Source organism: Methylopila sp. 73B (assembly GCF_000526315.1).
In the GTDB taxonomy this organism is placed as follows: domain Bacteria; phylum Pseudomonadota; class Alphaproteobacteria; order Rhizobiales; family Methylopilaceae; genus Methylopila.
The window spans coordinates 1,324,298-1,341,795 of the sequence record NZ_JAFV01000001.1 but is presented as its reverse complement, the minus strand read 5'-3'; the positions used below and the strand labels follow the sequence as shown (position 1 = coordinate 1,341,795).

Here is a 17,498-nt window from a genome sequence, read left to right as displayed (position 1 = left end):
AGGCGTGAACGCGCCGGCCTCGCGCGTCGTATCCCGGCGGCCATGGCTGTGGGACGATCGGCGCCATGCTTCAGCCGCACCCCGGGCTCCGTGCAGGAGAGCGTGGCGGCCCGCCGCGGGACGGTGTATCGCGTGGGATACGGACGCGTTCGCGCGACTCGGGGCGAATCTGTGGCGCGCGGACGGCGCGTGTGGGACGGGGAATTGACGATGCGGTTTTGCATTCAGGCGCTGCTGGCCGCGGCGCTCGTGACGGGAAGCGCGGCTGCGGCGGCCGCCCAGAGCACCCCGGCGCTGTACTCCCAGACGGAGCAGACGCTGCGCGCCAAGCTGAAGTCGGCCTACGCCGGACAGCCGGCCCGCTTCGGCTTCGAGAACTTCCGTCGCCGCAGCAACGGCAAGGACGAGGCCGTCTGCGGCCAGGCGACGATCTACCTCGGCCGCGACAAGCCGAGCCTCGTGCGCTTCGTCTACCGCTACAACGCCGGCGACGCGGCGATCGAGACGCTGGGCGCCGAGGACACGCGGACCGTTCAGGCGCTTTGGACGCCGCTCTGCCTGCGCGGCCGCCCGATCGAGTGAGCGTCCCTCTCGTCATCGTCGCGGCGGTCGCGCGCAATCGGGTTATCGGCCGCGACAACGACATGCCCTGGCGGCTGTCGAGCGATCTGAAGCGCTTCAAGGAGGTCACGATGGGCAAGCCGCTCATCGTCGGCCGCCGCAACCACGCCGCCATCGGAAGGGCGCTGCCGGGGCGCGAGACCATCGTGCTGACCCGCGACCGAAAGTTCAGGGAGGGCGGGGTCCACGTCGCGCACGATCTCAAGGACGCGCTCGGGCTGGCCGAGGCGCTCGCCGAGGAGATGGGCGCCGACGAGATCATCAGCGCGGGGGGCGGGGAGATCTACGCGCTGACCATACCGCTGGCGCAGCGCATGCGGCTGACCGAAATCGACGCCGAGCCTGACGGCGACGTGCTGTTTCCGGAGTACAGTCCCGCGGAATGGCGCGAGACGTTCCGCGAAGCCCATCCGGCCGGCGGTCGCGACGACCATGCCTTCGTGTTTCGCGACCTCGTGCGCGAGCGCGGGCTGAAACGCTTGTGATCGACAAGGGCCGCTTTCGCCATTGACGGCCGATCACGCGCACGCCACCTGCGGAGCGCTTGAATCTCTTCGCGTTGAACGCGGGAAAGCCGTCGCCTATAAGCGGCGCGTGACATCGAACGGCGCGGGTTCCCGTCCGTCATCCTGAAGGAGCATCGATGCCCTGGAGCAACCAGAGTGGCGGCGGCGGAGGCGGCGGCCCTTGGGGAAGCAAGCCCGGCGGGCCTTGGGGGCAAGGTCCCCAGCAGCAGGGCCCCACGCCGCCGAACCTCGACGACCTGATCCGTCGTGGCCAGGACCGTCTGCGCACCGTCCTTCCGGGCGGGGGCGGCGGATCGCGCGGCGTGCTGGTTCTGGCCGTGGTCGCGGTGGTCGCCTGGGCGCTGTCCGGATTCTACCGCGTCGAGGCCGACGAGGAGGGCATCGTCCTGCGCTTCGGACAGTACGTCCGCACCACGCAGTCCGGCCTCAACTACCATATGCCCTATCCCATCGAGACCGTGCTGACCCCCAAGGTCACCACGCAGAACTCGATCGAGGTCGGCATGCGCAGCAACGCCGGCGCGACGCGCGCCGTGTCGTCGCGTGAGGTTCCGCAGGAGAGCCTGATGCTCACCGGCGACGGCAACATCGTCGACGTCAACTTCTCGGTCGTCTGGGTGATCAAGCCGGCCGACGGCGCGACCGGCCGCCCGAGCGGGGCCGCGGACTACCTGTTCAACCTGCAGAACCCCGAGAGCTCCATCAAGGCCGTGGCGGAGAGCGCCATGCGCGAGGTGGTGGGCCGTTCGAAGCTGCAGCAGATCCTGACGGAGGGGACGCCGGACGCGACCGCGCAGCCGACCGCGCCGGGAGCGCCCGCGGTGGAGCCCGTGACGCCGGTGGCCGAAACCCTCAATCCCGAGGTGACCGCCGCCGCCGTCCGCGAACTGATGCAGAGGACGCTCGACAGCTACCAGTCGGGCGTCGACATCTCGTCGGTGCAACTGCAGAAGATCGCCCCTCCAGGCGAGGTCATCGGCGCGTTCCGCGAAGTGCAGGTGGCGCAGGCCGACCGCATCCGTCTGACCAACGAGGCCCAGGCCTACGCCAATCGGGTGGTGCCTGAAGCCCGCGGCCAGGCGGCCCAGGCGCTTCAGCGTGCGGAAGGCTATAAATCCGCGACCGTCGCGGACGCGCAGGGTCAGGCCTCGCGCTTCGGCCAGGTGGCGGCCGTCTACCGTACGGCGCCCGACGTGACCCGCGAGCGCCTGTTCCTCGAAACCATGGAGCGCGTGATCGGCGGCGTCGACAAGGTGATCATCGATCCCAAGGCGTCCGGTCAGGGCGTGGTGCCGTTCCTGCCGCTCGATCAGATCCAAGGCGCGGGCCAGCAGAACCAGCAGCAGCAGCAACGTCAGGCGCCCCGCGCGACGATCAGCACGGGAGCCGGCCAGTGAACCGCAGCATCCTCGGCGGCTTCGTCGCCGCCATCGTCGTGCTGGCGTTGATCGCCGCCTACAGCGCGCTCTACGTCGTCAATCAGACCGAGCAGGTGATCGTGCTGCGCCTCGGCCAGCCGGTCGGCACCGTCACGCAGCCCGGCCTTCACGTGAAGGCGCCGTTCATCGACACCGTCACGCGGATCGACAAGCGCATCCTCGATCTCGACATGCCCGAGAAGGAGGCGACGGCGAACGACAACCAGCGTCTCGTGGTCGACGCCTTCGCGCGTTACCGGATCACGAACCCGCTGCGCTTCCGCCAGGCGGTGGGGACGATCGAGCAGGCCAACGCGCGCCTGACCTTCGTGCTCAACGACGCTCTGCTGGAGGCGATCCGCTCGAACAGCTTCGAGCAGATCGTGCGCGACCGCCGCGACCAGATCATGGCCCGCATCCGCGATCAGGCGAACCGCGAGGCCGACCGTTTCGGCATCCAGATCGTCGACGTGCGCATCCGCCGCGCCGACCTGCCGGAGCAGAACTCCAAGGCGGTGTTCGACCGGATGTCGTCCGAGCGCGCGCAGGAGGCGGCCCAGATCCGCGCCCGCGGCGCCGAGCAGGCCCAGGGCATCCGCGCCCGCGCCGACCGCGACAGCCAGGTGATCGTCGCCGAAGCCAACCGCGACGCAGAAATCCTGCGAGGCCAGGGCGAGGCCGAGAAGACCAAGCTGCTCGCCGACGCCTACGGCGGCGATCGCGACTTCTTCGCCTTCTACCGCTCGATGCAGGCCTATGAGACGAGCCTGAAGACGGGCACGCGGATGGTGCTGGCGCCGGACAGCGAGTTCTTCCGCTTCTTCCAGCGCCCCTCGGGCGAGCCAGCGGCGCCGGCCGCCCCCGCCCAGGCGCGATGACCGACCTGTTCGCCGCCCTCGGTCTCGTGCTCGCGATCGAGGGCGTGCTTTTCGCCGGGTTTCCCGGCGCCGCGAAACGGGCGAGCGCGAACGTGGTCGCAACGCCCGAAAGCGTATTAAGGACGATCGGCCTGGTCTCAGCGCTCGTCGGCGTGATCATCGTCTGGTTCGTGCGGGGCTGAATCCCCTCGCGAAAGGTCGCGGGCGCCGCCTCGCCGTCCTCTTTTCGCCTCTTCGCCGTCGTGTAGAGTGACGGCCAAAATCGGACGCGCCCCGCCCGCGTCGAACCAGCTTTGAGGAGACGTCATGAGCGAGCCTGCCGCCCGCAAGGCGATCCGCGCGCGCCGCGCGCTCGCCTTCGCCCTCGCCGCCGCGACCGCGTTCTCGCCGATGGCGCTCGCGTCCGCCCACGCCCGGCCTGCGCCTGACAGCTTCGCCGACCTCGCCGAAGGCCTGCTCGACTCGGTGGTGAACATCTCCACCTCGCAGAACGCCGCGCCCCAGAAAGAAGTGACGCCGCCGAAAGCGCCAGAAGGCTCGCCGTTCGAGGAGTTCTTCGACGAATTCTTCAACAAGCGGAACGGCCAGGGCGGCGGCCCGCAGCAGCGGCAGCGCAAGCAGAGTTCGCTCGGCTCCGGTTTCGTGGTCGACGCCAGCGGCGTCGTCGTGACCAACAATCACGTCATCGACGGGGCCGACGAGATCGTCGTGAATTTCCCCGACGGGACCAAGTTGACCGCCGAACTGGTGGGCAAGGACGCCAAGACCGACATCGCGGTGCTGCGGGTGAAGCCCACGAAGCCGCTGAAGGCGGTGAAGTTCGGCGACGCCCAGAAGCTCAGGGTCGGCGACTGGGTGCTCGCGATCGGCAACCCGTTCGGCCTCGGCGGCTCGGTCTCGGCCGGCATCGTCTCGGCGCGCGACCGGAACATCAATTCCGGCCCCTATGACAACTTCATCCAGACCGACGCCGCCATCAACCGCGGCAATTCCGGCGGGCCGCTGTTCAACATGAACGGCGAGGTCGTGGGCATCAACACGGCGATCATCTCGCCGTCCGGCGGCTCGATCGGCATCGGCTTCTCCGTGCCGGCCAACACCGCCCAGCCGGTGGTCGATCAGATCCTCAAGTTCGGCGAGACCCGCCGCGGCTGGATCGGCGTCCGCATCCAGCAGGTCACCGACGACATCGCCGAAAGCCTCGGCGTCTCGGGCGCCGAGAAGGGCGCGCTGATCGCCGGCGTCAACGACGATGGCCCCGCCGAGAAGGCCGGGATCGAAGTCGGCGACGTGGTGCTCAAGTTCGACGGCAAGAGCGTGCGCGACATGCGCGACCTGCCGCGGATCGTCGCCGACACCCCGATCGACCGCGAGGTCGAGGTGGTGCTTCTCCGCAAAGGCAAGCAGGAGGCCCGGAAGATCACCGTGGGCCGGCTGGAGGAGGCCGAGCCGAAGAACGCCGTGCTGAAACCCCCAACGGCGGCCGAAGAGCCGAAGACCGGCGCGGCGCTCGGCCTGCGGTTCTCGTCGGTGACGGATGAGCTGAAGACCAAGTTCCAGCTGAAGCCGGACGCGAAGGGCGTGGTCGTCACGGGCGTCGACGAGGGTTCGAACGCTCAGGAGAAGAACATCCAGCCCGGCGACATGCTGATCGAGGTGGCGCAGGAGACGGTGCAGACGCCGTCCGACGTCGCCGCCCGCATCGAGGCGCTGAAGAAGGACGGCAAGAAGACCGCGCTGCTTCTGCTCTCGAACCGCCAAGGCGACGTGCGGTTCGTGGCGGTGTCGATCGACTGACCGCCATGATCCGGCGGGGCGGAGAGGTTAGAGCTTCACCGCCTCGTTGAGCCGTCCGAGTTCGGCTTCGATCAGCTTCATCACGCCTTCGCTCGTGGTCGCGAGCGAGTTCATCTCCTGCGCGACCACGTTGAAGCCCACGCCGTGCTCGGCGGCGCGCGCGGCCTCGATGCGGGCGTTCAACGCCAGGAGGCGCAGGGTCTTCAGCGTCTTGAAGATCTGCTCGATCGAGCCGTTCATCGCCTTCACCGAGGCGCGGCCGCTGTCGAGCTTTTCGGCCAAACGCGTGAGGCGGCCGGACTCCAGGATGATGCCGTCAAGATACTGCGGCGCGCCGGTGACGGGATCGGGGTCACACGCGCCTCCCGTCTCGTGGACGTAGCGCCAGCCGCCTCCCGGGGCCTTGAGACGATAGGCAACCTGCCAGCGCCCCCCGGTTTCGAGCGCCTGCGCCACAGCGTCGTTGACGCTCTGGATGTCTTCGGGATGGATCAGCGCGCTGAACGACTTCCGCTGGCGCACGAACGCGTCGCCGTCCTCGCCGGTCAGAGCCTGGAAGCCGGACGACACCCAAACCATCGCATAGTCGTCGCGGTTGAGGCCGCGGTAGAGGAAGCCGTCGATGCGACTGCCGATGCTTTCGGTGTATTCCGCGAGATCGATGACCGCGGCGCCGCGCACGCTCGACATGAGAAGACCTTGGTCCAGAGCCGTTTCGGACGCGCCGCCCGCACGTCCGATCGAAAGTATTGGACATCGACAGGCTTAACGAGACGTTTCCCGAAGCGAAAAATCGTTGCGCTGCATGGACATGCGTCAGAAACGCTCGTTCGTTGGGCGCAGACGTCGCTGGGGTTGAGCCGCGGGCTGGCGACAACCGCAGCATTTGCTTAGCCGGCAGGCAAACGTCTCAACCTGAGATGATCTGGTGAGCTGCGTAGCCCTGCAGGTAGAGCAGAGCGCTGAGATCGCCGTGATCGATTCGCACGTGCGCCGCTTCGGCGACCGCGGGTTTCGCGCGGTAGGCCACTCCAAGCCCCGCCCCGCCCAGCATCGCGAGATCGTTCGCGCCGTCGCCGACCGCGATCGTCTCCGAACGATCCAAACCTTTCGCCGCGATCAATTCGTTCAGTGCGGCAAGCTTCGCGTCCCGGCCGAGGATCGGCTCCACAACCCGGCCCGCCAGCAGATCGGCTTCGATCTCCAGCACGTTCGCGCGGTTCTCGTCGAAGCCGAGCTTGGCAGCCACGACCTCCGTGAAGGCGGTGAAGCCGCCGGAGACGAGGGCTGCGTAAGCGCCGTTCGCGCGCATGGTGGCGACCAGGGCAAGCCCGCCGGGCGTCAGGGTGATGCGGTTGTCCAGAACCTCGGCGATGGTCTCAGCCGCGGGCAGGCCCTTGAGCAGCGCGACCCGCTCGCGCAGCGCCGGCTCGAACTCGATCTCGCCGCGCATCGCGCGTTCGGTGATCGCCGCGACCCTGTCTTTCAGGCCAAGCCCTGCAGCGAGCTCGTCGAGGCATTCCTGCTCGATCATGGTCGAATCCATGTCCGCGATGAGCAGACGCTTCCGGCGGCCCTCGACCGCGACGACGGCGACGTCGACCGGGGCGCGGTCGATCGCGCCGAGAAGCCGACGGCGCAGCGCGCGGCGGTCGCTCTCGCCCTCCACGATGAACTCCGCCGCGATCCCGCCGTCGAGCATGCGCACCTCGGCGCCTTGGACGACCTGCGCCGCCTTCATCACCAGCGCGGCGTCGACGGCGGGCTCGTTGGGGTGCGCGATCAGCACGGCGGCGAGGGCGGACATGGACACTCCGGCGGAGAAGGAACGTGGCGGGCGCAATCCTCGTGTCTATAACGACCGCGCGGCGCGCAGGGAAACGAACGGCGCACAGGTGAGGGCGATGAGACAGGATCCATGACGGCATCCATGACGGCGCCGATCGCGGCGGTTCTGATCGCGGGCCCGACCGCGTCGGGCAAGTCGGCGCTGGCGCTCGCCCTCGCCGAACGCTTCGACGGCGTGGTTGTCAACGCCGACGCCACGCAGGTCTACGCCGATCTTCGCGTGCTGAGCGCCCGTCCGTCCGACGCCGATCTCGCCCGCGCCCCGCATGCGCTCTACGGCCATGTGGACGGCGCGACGCCATACGCGGTCAGTTCGTGGCTTCAGGATGTGGAGGGCGTTCTGGGCGGGGGTCGGTTGCCGATCGTGGTTGGGGGGACAGGCCTCTATTTCGACGCGCTGACGAGAGGGCTGTCGGCGGTGCCCGAGATTGCGCCGGAGATTCGCGAGCGATGGCGCGGCGCCGGGGCGGACGTCGATCTCCACGCCGAGCTTGCGACGCGCGACCCAGTCATGGCGGCGCGGCTCAGGCCGTCCGACCCGCAGCGGCTCATGCGCGCGCTGGAGGTGATCGAGAGCACCGGCCGCTCGCTCAGCCTGTGGCAACAGGAAACGGGCGCCCCGCTGCTCGCGCCGGAGACCGCGCTCCGGCTGGTGCTGGCGCCGGACCGCTCGGAGCTCGACCGCCGCATCGCGCGGCGGCTCGAGGTTATGCTGGAGGAGGGCGCGGCGGAGGAAGCCGAGCGTCTCGTCTCCCGCGGCCTGCCCGAGGGGGCGCCTGTCATGAAGGCTGTCGGCGTCTCGGCGTTCGCGGCATGGACGCGCGGCGAGATCGCGCGCGAGGAGGCCGTCGAACGCACCCGCCTCGACACGCGCCGCTACGCCAAACGGCAATCGACGTGGTTCCGCAATCGAATGGCGGACTGGCGTCACGTGGCGCCAGAGGGCGCGGAAGCGGCGGCCCTCGACGCGCTGGCGATCAGGCGCGTCGAGGGCCGCTAAGTTCTTTTGGCGAAACTGCCGGCTGTTACGCCGCTGCGGCCCGGCGCTTGGCGCTTTCGGCTTCCGCCGCCGCGAGCAGGATGCAAAGCGCGATGCCCTCGGAGGCCGCCTTCACGTCGGAAAGCGACGGGAAGGACGGCGCCAGCCGGAGGTTCGAATCGTGCGGGTCCTTGCCATGGGGCCAGGTCGCCCCAGCGCCGGTCAGCAGCAGGCCGGCCTCCTTGGCGAGCTGGACCACGCGCGAGGCCGTGCCCTCGACGGCGTCGACGCTGACGAAGTAGCCGCCCTCCGGACTTGTCCAGCGCGCCGCGCCCGTGCCGGCGAGCCGCGCCTCGAGCGCGTTCGTCACCGCCGCGAACTTCGGGGCGAGCAGCGCGCGGTGCTTCTCCATGTGGGCGTGGAGGCCCGCCTCATCCTTCAGGAAGCGGATGTGGCGGAGCTGGTTCAGCTTGTCCGGCCCGATGGTGCGCTTTGAGGCGCTCGCCAGGAACCACTTCACGTTTGCGGCCGACGACGCGAAGAACGACAGGCCGGCGCCGGCGAGCGTCATCTTCGAGGTCGAGGCGAAGACGAAGGCGCGGTCGGGATTGCCGGCTTCGGCGCAGGCGTCGACGACGTTGAGGATCTCGCGCTTCGCGTCCGTCAGGTGATGCAGGACATAGGCGTTGTCCCAGAAGAGCCGGAAGTCCGGCGCGCCGGTCTTCATGGTCGCGAGCCGACGGATGGTTTCGTCGGAATAGACGTCAGCGGAGGGGTTGGCGTACTTCGGGACGTTCCACATCCCCTTCACGGACGGGTCGCGGACCAACTCCTCAACCTTGTCCATGTCGGGCCCGTCGCCGAGGAGCGGGACGGGGATCATCCGGATCCCGTACTCCTCGCAGATCGCGAAGTGCCGGTCGTAGCCCGGGACGGGGCACAGGAAGGCGATGTCGCTTTCCTTGCTCCACGGCCGCTCGGAGCCCGGAACGCCCTTCAGCAGCGCCCAGACGATCGTGTCGTGCATCAGCGCGAGGCTGGAGTTGTCGCCGACGACGATGCGGTCCGGCGTGGCGCCGAGCGTGCCGGCGAACAGGGCGCGGGTCTCGGCGAGGCCTTGCACGCCGCCGTAGTTGCGGGCGTCCTCGCCAGCTTCGGAGATATGGTCGCGGTTGCCCGGCAGGGCGAGCATGCCCTCGGCGAGATCGAGCTGTTCCGGCGCCGGTTTCCCGCGGGTCATGTCGAGCTTCAGCCCGCGGGCGCGGAACGCGTCGTAGTCGGCGCGGGTGCGGGCCGTCAGGCCCTCGAGATCGGCGGAGGAGAGATCGGCGAGCACGGCGGGCGTCCTTGAAATGAAGGGCCTAAGTCTTTCGGCGACGCTATACGCTCGCAAGCGTCAGCGCGCCAGCACGCGCCGGCGTCAATTCAGCGCCTGCGGCGTCGTGGTATACCCCTCGGTGAGACACACAAGCGGACGCAGGGCGGACGATGCGCATTCTGGTTTTCCAGCATCTCGACGTGGAGCATCCCGGCGTGTTCCGCGACATCTGGGACGCCAAGGGGCACGACTGGATCTCGGTCGAACTCGACGCCGGCGAGCCGATCCCCGAGCTCGACGGCTTCGACATGCTGGCGGTCATGGGCGGGCCTATGGACGTCTGGCAGGAGGACGCCCATCCCTGGCTGAAGCCCGAGAAGGCCGCGATCCGCCGCTGGGTGCGGGACCTTCGCCGGCCCTATTTCGGGGTCTGCCTCGGCCATCAGTTGCTGGCCGACGCGCTCGGCGGCCAAGTCACGCTGATGGGCGCGCCCGAGGTCGGGCTGGCGCGGGTCGATCTCACGGACGCCGGTGCGTCCGATCCGATCTTCGAGGGGTTTCCGCGGACGATCGAAACCTTGCAGTGGCATGGCTGCGAGGTGTCCGTCCTGCCGGAGGGCGCGGTCGCGCTCGCCGCCAACGCCGCCTGCGCGGTGCAGGCGATGCGGTGGGGCGACTTCGCCTACGGCTTCCAATACCACTCCGAAATCACGCCCGAGACGACCGACGACTGGGCGCGAATCCCGGAGTACCGGGCGAGCCTCGAGCAGGCGCTCGGGGCGGAGGCCGCCGCGGGCTTGGGCGCGTTGGTCGCGCCGAAGCTGCCGGCGTTTCGCGCCGACGCCGAACGGCTCGATCGCAATTTCGAGGCGATCGTCGCGAAGCTCGGCGCGACGGTCTGAACGGTCCGCCTCAGCGGGCGGGCGGGGCGGGGCTGTCCGTCGCCAGACGTTCGGTCGGGGCGACGCGAGGCGCCCGCGTACGCTCCGGCCCCCGCCGGCGGGCGCCGATGAGGCTCGAGCCCGCGGCGGCGAGCCCGAAGGCCAGCGCCCAGCCGGCAGGGCGGACGCCATAGCCGGGATCGAGGTTCGCGCCAAGCACGCGCCAGGGGTCGACGCCGGTGGCAAGCCCGTACCACAGCGCTTCGGAGGCGGCCGTGAACAGGCCGGTCGCGACCGCCAGGCCGAGCAACCAGGGGAGAGCAATCTCGCGTCCGTCGTGACGGGCCTGCAGCCAGCGCCAGCCCATGGCCCAGCCGAACAGGCCCCACATCAGCATGGGTTCGCCGACGTCGAGCTTGGACTGCATGGCGAAGTGCAGCACGGCGAGGCCAGCGATGGCGTAGGCCGCCTTGTGGAGCTGGCTCCAGCGCTTCGCTCCCATCCGGCGCACCATTCCATCGGTGGAGGTCGCCCCCAAAGCGATCAGACCGAGCAGCGCCACGAAGCCCACCGCGAGATAGATCCGCAGGATGATCTCGGTCGCGATCCGGCTCAGCACGAGCTCCTGGTCGATCGCGTAGAGGCTAAGGTGGAGCGCGGCGTAGGCCAGCGCCGCGAGGCCGATGCGGCGGCGTACGAGCTGCAGGCGGCTCCAGTGCCAGAGCCGCCGGAACGGAGTGACGGCGAGCGAGAGCAGCAGGAACCGTACGGCCCAATGCCCGGTGAAATGAATGGCGTCGTAGATCGGACGGGCCGCGGCCTCTCCCCCCGGCCGTAGCGCCGCGCCGGAGGCCGCGCCGCCGAACGCGGACGGTCCGTCCGGCGCAAGGCCTGGCGGGACGCCGAAAGGCGGCGCGAGGGCTGGACCCGAGAAGTCGCCGTTGGCGGCGCGCAGCGCGAGCCAGACGGCCGGCGCGATGAGCGCCAGGAGCGTAAGCGCCAGTAGTGGCGAGAAGCGGCCGGAACGGTCGCGAAGGAGCGGCATCGAAACGTCCTGCGTGATGGTTCGATCTGGTCTACGAAGCCCTCGGTTCCGCCGTTACCTCGGCGACCGCCGCGAAAACGCGAAACACTTTAAATTTGAGAGGCGTCGCCAACTCGGGCTTAGGGCGTGCGTGGCATTCTGAAGGCCAGTCACAGGTGCCCCCGCCCCATGTTCAAACTGCGTGATGTGCGTGCGTTCGTTCGCGTCGAGCGGATCCGAAATCGTAGCGTCGCCTTGTCGTTGTGCTACGCGGTCGGCCTCTTGGCCGATCAGATCATAGGCGTCGGAGCCGCGGGTTATCCATTGCTCCTGATCGCCGCGCCGGCTGCGGTCGGCATGCTGGTCCGCATGGGCGATCGGCTTGATCCGATCGACCTTTTGAAGCTGTTCGCGGTGCACATCGTCATGGGCCTGCTCTTCCGCTTCCCGCTGGAGGCGACGCTCTGGGCCGGGGCGCGCGACCTCGCGACGATCGCGGTTGGCGTGCTGGCCTTCCAGCTGATGCGCCGCCGCGGCGCCGTCGCCTCTCCCGTCGGCCTGATGGCCGCGCTCGTCGTCGTCGCGCTCGCGAGTTCGCTCGCGGCCGTGGCGGTCGAGGCGGCGGCCATGCTCGGCGGCGGCGCGCTCGACTGGGTTCGGCTCGCCGCGCTGATGATGGTCGGCGTGGTCTCGATGACCCTGATGCTGTCGATCAGCATCACGCAGGGCAGGGATCGGTCGAAATCGTTCCTCGACAGCCAGGTCACCAACGAACGCGAGCCCCGCGCCTGGGAGTATGTCGGGGCGGCGGCGGTCGCCATGGTCATGGTCGAGTTCTCGATCGTGACCGGCTGGCCGGTGGCGGCCTTGGCGGCGTCGGTCGCTCTGCTCTGGTTCGCGCTACGGCTCGGTCTGTTCGCGACGACGGTCGCGGCTTACGGCTTCGCGGTCATCTTTCTCATGCACGGGGCGGCCGCGCCCTGGCTGGAGCCGTTCAGCCCGGCGAGCACGGCGGCGGGCGACATCCTGCGCTACATCGCGCTCACATTGCTGGCGACGCCGAGCATCGTCGTCGCGACGGTCGTATTCGAGCAGCAGCGCCTCAAGCGGATGTTCGCCTACCGCGCGCGCCACGACGCGCTCACCCGCCTCACCAATCGCGCGCATTTTCTCGAGATGCTGGACGCCTACGCCGAAGCGGCCCGCCGCAGGGAGCGTCGCTTCCTGCTGCTTCTCGTCGACCTCGATCACTTCAAGGCGGTGAACGACACGTTCGGCCACGCGCGCGGCGACAAGATGCTGATCGCGGTGTCGTCGCGCATCCGGGCCTCGTTCCGGGCGACCGACGTCGTTGCGCGCCTGGGCGGCGACGAGTTCGCGGTGATCGCGCCGATCTCGTCGGTCGAAGACGCCATGCGGCTCGCCAAGCGGGTCGTCGACAACGTCTATCAGGACTGCGATCTCGAGGGCGTCTCGCTCCGACCAAGCGTCACCGTCGGCGGGGCGCTCGCGCCCGACAACGCCGCCGGTTCCGAGCGACTGCTGCTGCTCGCGGACGAGGCGCTTTACAAAGCGAAGGCCGCCGGCCGGAACTGTTGGCGGTTCGCAGGCGACGAACTGCGGCGGCCGGCGATCATCCCTCCGCCGGCGGCGCTCGCGGCTCATGCGGAGCACGAGTTCGAGACGGTTTTCATCGACTGAACGGCGGTCCGCAGATGGGTACAGGGGGCGCCGGTTCGCGCGGCCGCCGGCGAGCTTTATGCCTTGACGAGGGGCCGGCGGGCGCGTAGCGTCCGCGCAACTTTACGACAGGAGCGGCCGCGTGGCGCGCAATCTCATTCTCGTAAGACCGGCGTCATCCCAGGGGCGGACCAGATAAGGTCCGCGATCCAGCGATGACGCCTAAGCAAAGGGCTCCCCAGCGGGCCCTTTTTTGTTGTCCGGCGTCCAACGCGGCGTCGGGTGGTTTCAGGGTCGACACGGCGAAAGGACAAACGCCATGACCGAGACGATGACCGGGGCGGAGATGGTTATCCGCGCACTGCAGGATCAGGGCGTCGAGCACATCTTCGGCTATCCCGGCGGCGCGGTGCTTCCGATCTACGACGCGCTTTTCCAGCAGGACAAGGTCGAGCACGTGCTCGTCCGGCACGAGCAGGGCGCGGCGCATGCGGCCGAGGGCTATGCGCGCTCCACCGGCAAGCCCGGCCTCGTGCTCGTCACCTCCGGCCCCGGCGCGACTAACGCCGTGACGGGCCTGACCGACGCGCTGATGGACTCGATCCCGCTTGTCTGCATCACCGGTCAGGTCCCGACGCACCTCATCGGTTCGGACGCGTTCCAGGAGTGCGACACGGTCGGCATCACCCGGCCCTGCACCAAGCACAACTACCTCGTGAAGGACGTGAACGACCTCGCGCAGATCCTGCATGAGGCGTTCTATGTCGCGACCAACGGCCGGCCTGGCCCCGTCGTCATCGACATCCCGAAGGACGTCCAGTTCGCGACCGGAACCTACGTCGGTCCGCAGAACGTCGTCCATAAGAGCTATCAGCCCAAGGTCGAGGGCGACATCGAGCGCATCAAGGCGGCGGTGCAGCTGATCGCCTCCGCCAAGAAGCCGGTGTTCTACACGGGCGGCGGCGTCATCAACTCCGGTCCGCGCGCGAGCGAACTGCTGCGGGAATTCGCGGCCCTCACCGGCGCGCCCGTGACCTCGACGCTGATGGGCCTCGGCGCCTATCCGGCCTCGGGCCCGGCGTGGCTCGGCATGCTCGGCATGCACGGCACCTACGAGGCCAATCATGCGATGCACGATTGCGACGTGATGGTCTGCATCGGCGCGCGCTTCGACGACCGGATCACCGGCCGGCTCGACGCGTTCGCGCCGAACTCGAAGAAGATCCACATCGACATCGACCCGTCGCAGATCAACAAGAACGTCAAGGTTCAGATCCCGATCATCGGCGACGTCGCGCATGTCCTCGCCGACATGGTCCGGATCTGGAAGGCGACCTCCGCCAAGATCGACGCCGACGCGCTCGCCTCCTGGTGGGGCGAGGTCGATCGCTGGCGCGCGCGCAAGAGCCTCGGCTACCGGAACTCGCAGGAGATCATCAAGCCGCAGCACGCAATCGAGCGGCTGTACGAGCTGACCAAGAACCGGAAGACCTACATCACCACCGAGGTCGGCCAGCATCAGATGTGGGCGGCGCAGTACTACCGCTTCGAGGAGCCGAACCGCTGGATGACCTCCGGCGGCCTCGGCACCATGGGCTACGGCCTGCCGGCGGCGGTGGGCGTGCAGAAGGCGCATCCCGACGCGCTCGTCATCGACATCGCCGGCGAAGCCTCGATCCAGATGATGCTTCAGGAGCTGTCGACGGCGCTCCAGTACAAGCTGCCGGTCAAGGTGTTCATCCTGAACAACGAGTACATGGGCATGGTGCGCCAGTGGCAGCAGTTGCTGCACGGCGGCCGTTACTCCAACTCGTACTCCGAGGCGCTGCCGGACTTCGTGAAGCTGGCGGAAGCCTATGGTGGCACGGGCATCCGGGTACAGGATCCCGCCGACCTCGACGCCGCCATCCAGGCGATGATCGACGCGCCGGGCTTCGCCGTCGTCGACTGCCTCGTCGACAAGATGGAGAACTGCTTCCCGATGATCCCCTCGGGCCGCGCGCACAACGAGATGCTGCTGAACGACGACGCCGACGAGAGCATCAACGCGGCGATCACCGGGGCCGGTCAGGCGCTGGTGTGATCCGCGTCTGAAGAAGCGTCATCCCGGACGGCCGCAGGCCGATCCGGGACCGTCCTCAGGATTGAGCGCCCTTTTCGGAAGACGATCCCGGCTCTCGCTCCGCTCGGCCGGGATGACGTCCTTGTCCAACGCATAAGAAGAACCCCATGCCGCCTCTGCCGACCGGTTCCGCCTACTTCATGGACGATGCGCATCCGCCGCTCGCCCGCCACACGCTTGCGATCCTCGTCGACAACGAGCCGGGCGTGCTCGCCCGCGTCATCGGCCTGTTCTCGGGCCGCGGCTACAACATCGACAGCCTAACGGTGTCCGAAGTCAGCCACGAGAGCCACCTCTCGCGCATCACCATCGTCACGACCGGCCCCGACGGCGTCGTCGACCAGATCAAGAGCCAGCTCGACCGGCTGGTGCCGGTGCATTCCGTGGTCGACCTCACGCTGACCGGCAAGGCGCTCGAGCGCGAGCTACTGCTCGTGAAGGTGCGCGGCAAAGGAGACGACCGCGTCGAGGCTCTGCGCATCGCCGAGGCGTTCCGCGCCCGGGTGATCGACGCCACCACCGAAAGCTTCGTGTTCGAGCTGACGGGCAAGCCCGACAAGCTCGATCAGTTCATCGCGCTGATGGTGCCGCTCGGCCTCGTGGAAGTGGCGCGCACCGGCGTCGCCGCGATCGCCCGCGGTCCCGAAGGTATGACGGCCTGAGCCAAGGCCGACAAGCGCTGCGACGGCCTGAGAAGAGATCTTTAACGCTTCTCCGAAATGTGGCGAAAATGGGCGTGGGCGCCTCCTTCCCGCCATGGACCGGCGTTTGCGCGCTGGTTACAGTCGCTCGTCTGCGCTCCTCTCTGCCTGTGCGAACGCGAGCGGCGCGCGGCCGCTTCTCGGGGGCGTGAGGGGGATTCGATGTTTCGTCGGGCCATAACGGGTCTAGCCGCAGCGTGCCTGGCCGCGGGCCTCGCGACCGGCGCTCAGGCGTTCGAGCAGGTCCGCACCGACCGGTTGGTGTCGAAGGTCGACGACGCGAAGATCCTCGTCCATTTGCGCGAGTTGCAGGCGATCGCCGAGCGGCGCGGCGGAAATCGCGCCTCCGCCACGCTCGGATACCTCGACAGCGTCCGTTACGTCCGCAGCACGCTGGCGGCGGCGGGGTACGACGCTCAGGCTCGGCCGTTCCAGTTCGACCTGTTCACCGAGAACGCCCTTCCAGTCCTCACCCGCATCGGGCCGGATCCGACCACGTTCACGCCCAACGTCGATTTCGCGACCGCCGAATACTCCGCGAAAGGCGAGGTCCGGGGATTGGTCGCGCGCGTGGGGCACACGCAGGTGCCTCCGCCAGCCGAGCCCGGCTCGACCAGCGGCTGCCTGGCGCGCGATTTCAACGCGGTGTCCGGCCGGATCGCGCTGATCCAGCGAGGCACATGCTCGTTCCTTCAGAAGATTCGGCTGGCGGAAGCCGCCGGCGCCGTCGGGGCGATCATCTTCAACGAAGGGCAAACCGAGAGGGACGGCATTCTTGTCCCGACATTCAGCGAGCGGGTGACGATCCCCGTCGTGGGCGCCACGTACGCGCTTGGGCGGCAGTTTTACGAGCAGTCGTTCAACGGCGCCGTTCGTGTTCGCCTGATCGTGGACTCAACCACCGAGACGGTCGCGAGCTACAACGTCATCGCCGAATTGCCGGGCCGCAACGCCGATCGGACGGTCGTGGTCGGCGCTCACCTCGACTCGGTCGCGGCGGGGCCGGGGATCAACGACAACGGCTCCGGCGCGGCGTCTTTGCTGACGATCGCGAGCGAACTCAAGGCGCTTGGGCTCCAGCCGCAGAACACCGTTCGCTTCGCCTTCTGGGGCGGCGAGGAATCGGGATTGCGCGGGTCGACCCACTACGTCACGCAACTGACGGACGCGCAGCGCGCGAAGATCGCGTTGAACCTCAACTTCGACATGCTGGGTTCCCCGAACTTCGTGCGGTTCGTCTACGACGGCGACGGCTCGATCGGCGATCCCGGCCCGCCCGGCTCGGACATTATCGAGCAGGTCTTCACGGACTTCTTCGCCAGCCGCAACCTCCCCAGCGCGCCGACCTTGTTCGACGGGCGTTCGGACTACTTCGCCTTCATCGAGGCGGGCATTCCCGCAGGCGGTCTGTTCTCCGGCGCGGAGGATCTCAAGACGGCGGCGGAGGCGGAACGGTTCGGGGGCGTCGCGGGCGAGCCCTATGACGCTTGCTACCACCAGGCGTGCGACACGATCGCCAATGTGAAGCCCGGCGTGCTCCGGCAGATGGCCAAGGCCGCCGCCCATGCCGTCTACACGTTCGCGATGACCAAAGAAGACGTGCGCGCCGCGTCCGCCGCCCAGATGGCCCGGTCGTCGCAACCGCGTCCGGACGCCGCCGCAAGGGCGGAATATCGCGGGCCGAAGCTCGTGCGCTAACCCTGG

The 17,498-nt window shown here is 68.6% G+C and carries 16 protein-coding genes; 12 read left to right on the top strand and 4 right to left on the bottom strand.

Annotation, left to right across the window (positions count from 1 at the left end; translation table 11 throughout):
* Positions 1–210 precede the first annotated feature (210 nt).
* The 6 genes from K244_RS0106455 to K244_RS0106430 all read left to right on the top strand — a co-directional run bounded on the left by K244_RS0106455 (position 211) and on the right by K244_RS0106430 (position 5,241).
* Entirely contained in the window at positions 211–582 is a 372-nt protein-coding gene (locus K244_RS0106455; protein WP_020185436.1) for a hypothetical protein, read from the top strand.
* Entirely contained in the window at positions 579–1,106 is a 528-nt protein-coding gene (locus K244_RS0106450; protein WP_020185435.1) for a dihydrofolate reductase, read from the top strand. The genes K244_RS0106455 and K244_RS0106450 overlap by 4 nt, the downstream gene beginning before the upstream one ends.
* 158 nt (positions 1,107–1,264) lie before the next feature.
* Complete coding sequence (locus K244_RS0106445; protein WP_020185434.1) at positions 1,265–2,545, top strand: protease modulator HflK; 1,281 nt, start codon at positions 1,265–1,267, stop codon at positions 2,543–2,545.
* On the top strand, positions 2,542–3,444 hold the full coding sequence (locus tag K244_RS0106440; protein WP_020185433.1) for a protease modulator HflC: 903 nt from the start codon (positions 2,542–2,544) through the stop codon (positions 3,442–3,444). Before K244_RS0106445 ends, K244_RS0106440 begins: the two co-directional genes overlap by 4 nt.
* Positions 3,441–3,626 (top strand): DUF2065 domain-containing protein, encoded by a 186-nt coding sequence (locus K244_RS0106435; RefSeq protein ID WP_020185432.1) that lies wholly within the window; start codon positions 3,441–3,443, stop codon positions 3,624–3,626. The genes K244_RS0106440 and K244_RS0106435 overlap by 4 nt, the downstream gene beginning before the upstream one ends.
* 124 nt (positions 3,627–3,750) lie before the next feature.
* Positions 3,751–5,241, top strand: a complete 1,491-nt coding sequence (locus tag K244_RS0106430; protein ID WP_020185431.1) for a Do family serine endopeptidase — start codon at positions 3,751–3,753, stop codon at positions 5,239–5,241.
* A 27-nt stretch (positions 5,242–5,268) separates the two neighbouring features.
* On the opposite strand, the gene K244_RS24310 is transcribed toward K244_RS0106430, so the two are convergent.
* Together K244_RS24310 and serB are read right to left on the bottom strand one after the other, a co-directional pair.
* Positions 5,269–5,931, bottom strand: coding sequence for a PAS domain-containing protein (locus K244_RS24310; RefSeq protein WP_020185430.1), 663 nt, complete (start codon positions 5,929–5,931; stop codon positions 5,269–5,271).
* A gap of 220 nt (positions 5,932–6,151) precedes the next feature.
* Complete coding sequence (gene serB, locus K244_RS0106420; protein WP_024816350.1) at positions 6,152–7,048, bottom strand: phosphoserine phosphatase SerB; 897 nt, start codon at positions 7,046–7,048, stop codon at positions 6,152–6,154.
* Between the two features lie 111 nt (positions 7,049–7,159).
* On the opposite strand from serB, the gene miaA reads away from it, so the two are divergent.
* On the top strand, positions 7,160–8,089 hold the full coding sequence (gene miaA / locus K244_RS0106415; RefSeq protein WP_020185428.1) for a tRNA (adenosine(37)-N6)-dimethylallyltransferase MiaA: 930 nt from the start codon (positions 7,160–7,162) through the stop codon (positions 8,087–8,089).
* 25 nt (positions 8,090–8,114) lie between these two features.
* On the opposite strand, the gene K244_RS0106410 is transcribed toward miaA, so the two are convergent.
* Positions 8,115–9,404 carry an aminotransferase class I/II-fold pyridoxal phosphate-dependent enzyme gene (locus tag K244_RS0106410; protein ID WP_020185427.1) on the bottom strand — a complete coding sequence of 430 codons (1,290 nt, stop codon included), beginning with the start codon at positions 9,402–9,404 and terminating at the stop codon, positions 8,115–8,117.
* Between the two features lie 152 nt (positions 9,405–9,556).
* On the opposite strand from K244_RS0106410, the gene K244_RS0106405 reads away from it, so the two are divergent.
* Positions 9,557–10,288 (top strand): type 1 glutamine amidotransferase, encoded by a 732-nt coding sequence (locus K244_RS0106405; RefSeq protein WP_020185426.1) that lies wholly within the window; start codon positions 9,557–9,559, stop codon positions 10,286–10,288.
* A gap of 10 nt (positions 10,289–10,298) precedes the next feature.
* Here K244_RS0106405 and K244_RS0106400 read toward each other — a convergent pair whose 3' ends face one another.
* On the bottom strand, positions 10,299–11,312 hold the full coding sequence (locus K244_RS0106400; RefSeq protein ID WP_020185425.1) for a ferric reductase-like transmembrane domain-containing protein: 1,014 nt from the start codon (positions 11,310–11,312) through the stop codon (positions 10,299–10,301).
* 261 nt (positions 11,313–11,573) lie between these two features.
* Here K244_RS0106400 and K244_RS22570 point away from each other — a divergent pair, with 261 nt between their 5' ends.
* From K244_RS22570 to K244_RS0106380, 4 genes are all read left to right on the top strand, one after another.
* Positions 11,574–12,992: a GGDEF domain-containing protein gene (locus K244_RS22570; RefSeq protein WP_155931617.1), complete on the top strand. Its 1,419-nt coding sequence runs from the start codon at positions 11,574–11,576 to the stop codon at positions 12,990–12,992.
* 298 nt (positions 12,993–13,290) lie between these two features.
* Entirely contained in the window at positions 13,291–15,054 is a 1,764-nt protein-coding gene (locus K244_RS0106390) for an acetolactate synthase 3 large subunit (RefSeq protein WP_020185423.1), read from the top strand.
* 146 nt (positions 15,055–15,200) lie between these two features.
* On the top strand, positions 15,201–15,755 hold the full coding sequence (gene ilvN, locus K244_RS0106385; protein ID WP_020185422.1) for an acetolactate synthase small subunit: 555 nt from the start codon (positions 15,201–15,203) through the stop codon (positions 15,753–15,755).
* A 201-nt stretch (positions 15,756–15,956) separates the two neighbouring features.
* Positions 15,957–17,492 (top strand): M28 family metallopeptidase, encoded by a 1,536-nt coding sequence (locus K244_RS0106380; protein ID WP_020185421.1) that lies wholly within the window; start codon positions 15,957–15,959, stop codon positions 17,490–17,492.
* Positions 17,493–17,498 lie beyond the last annotated feature (6 nt).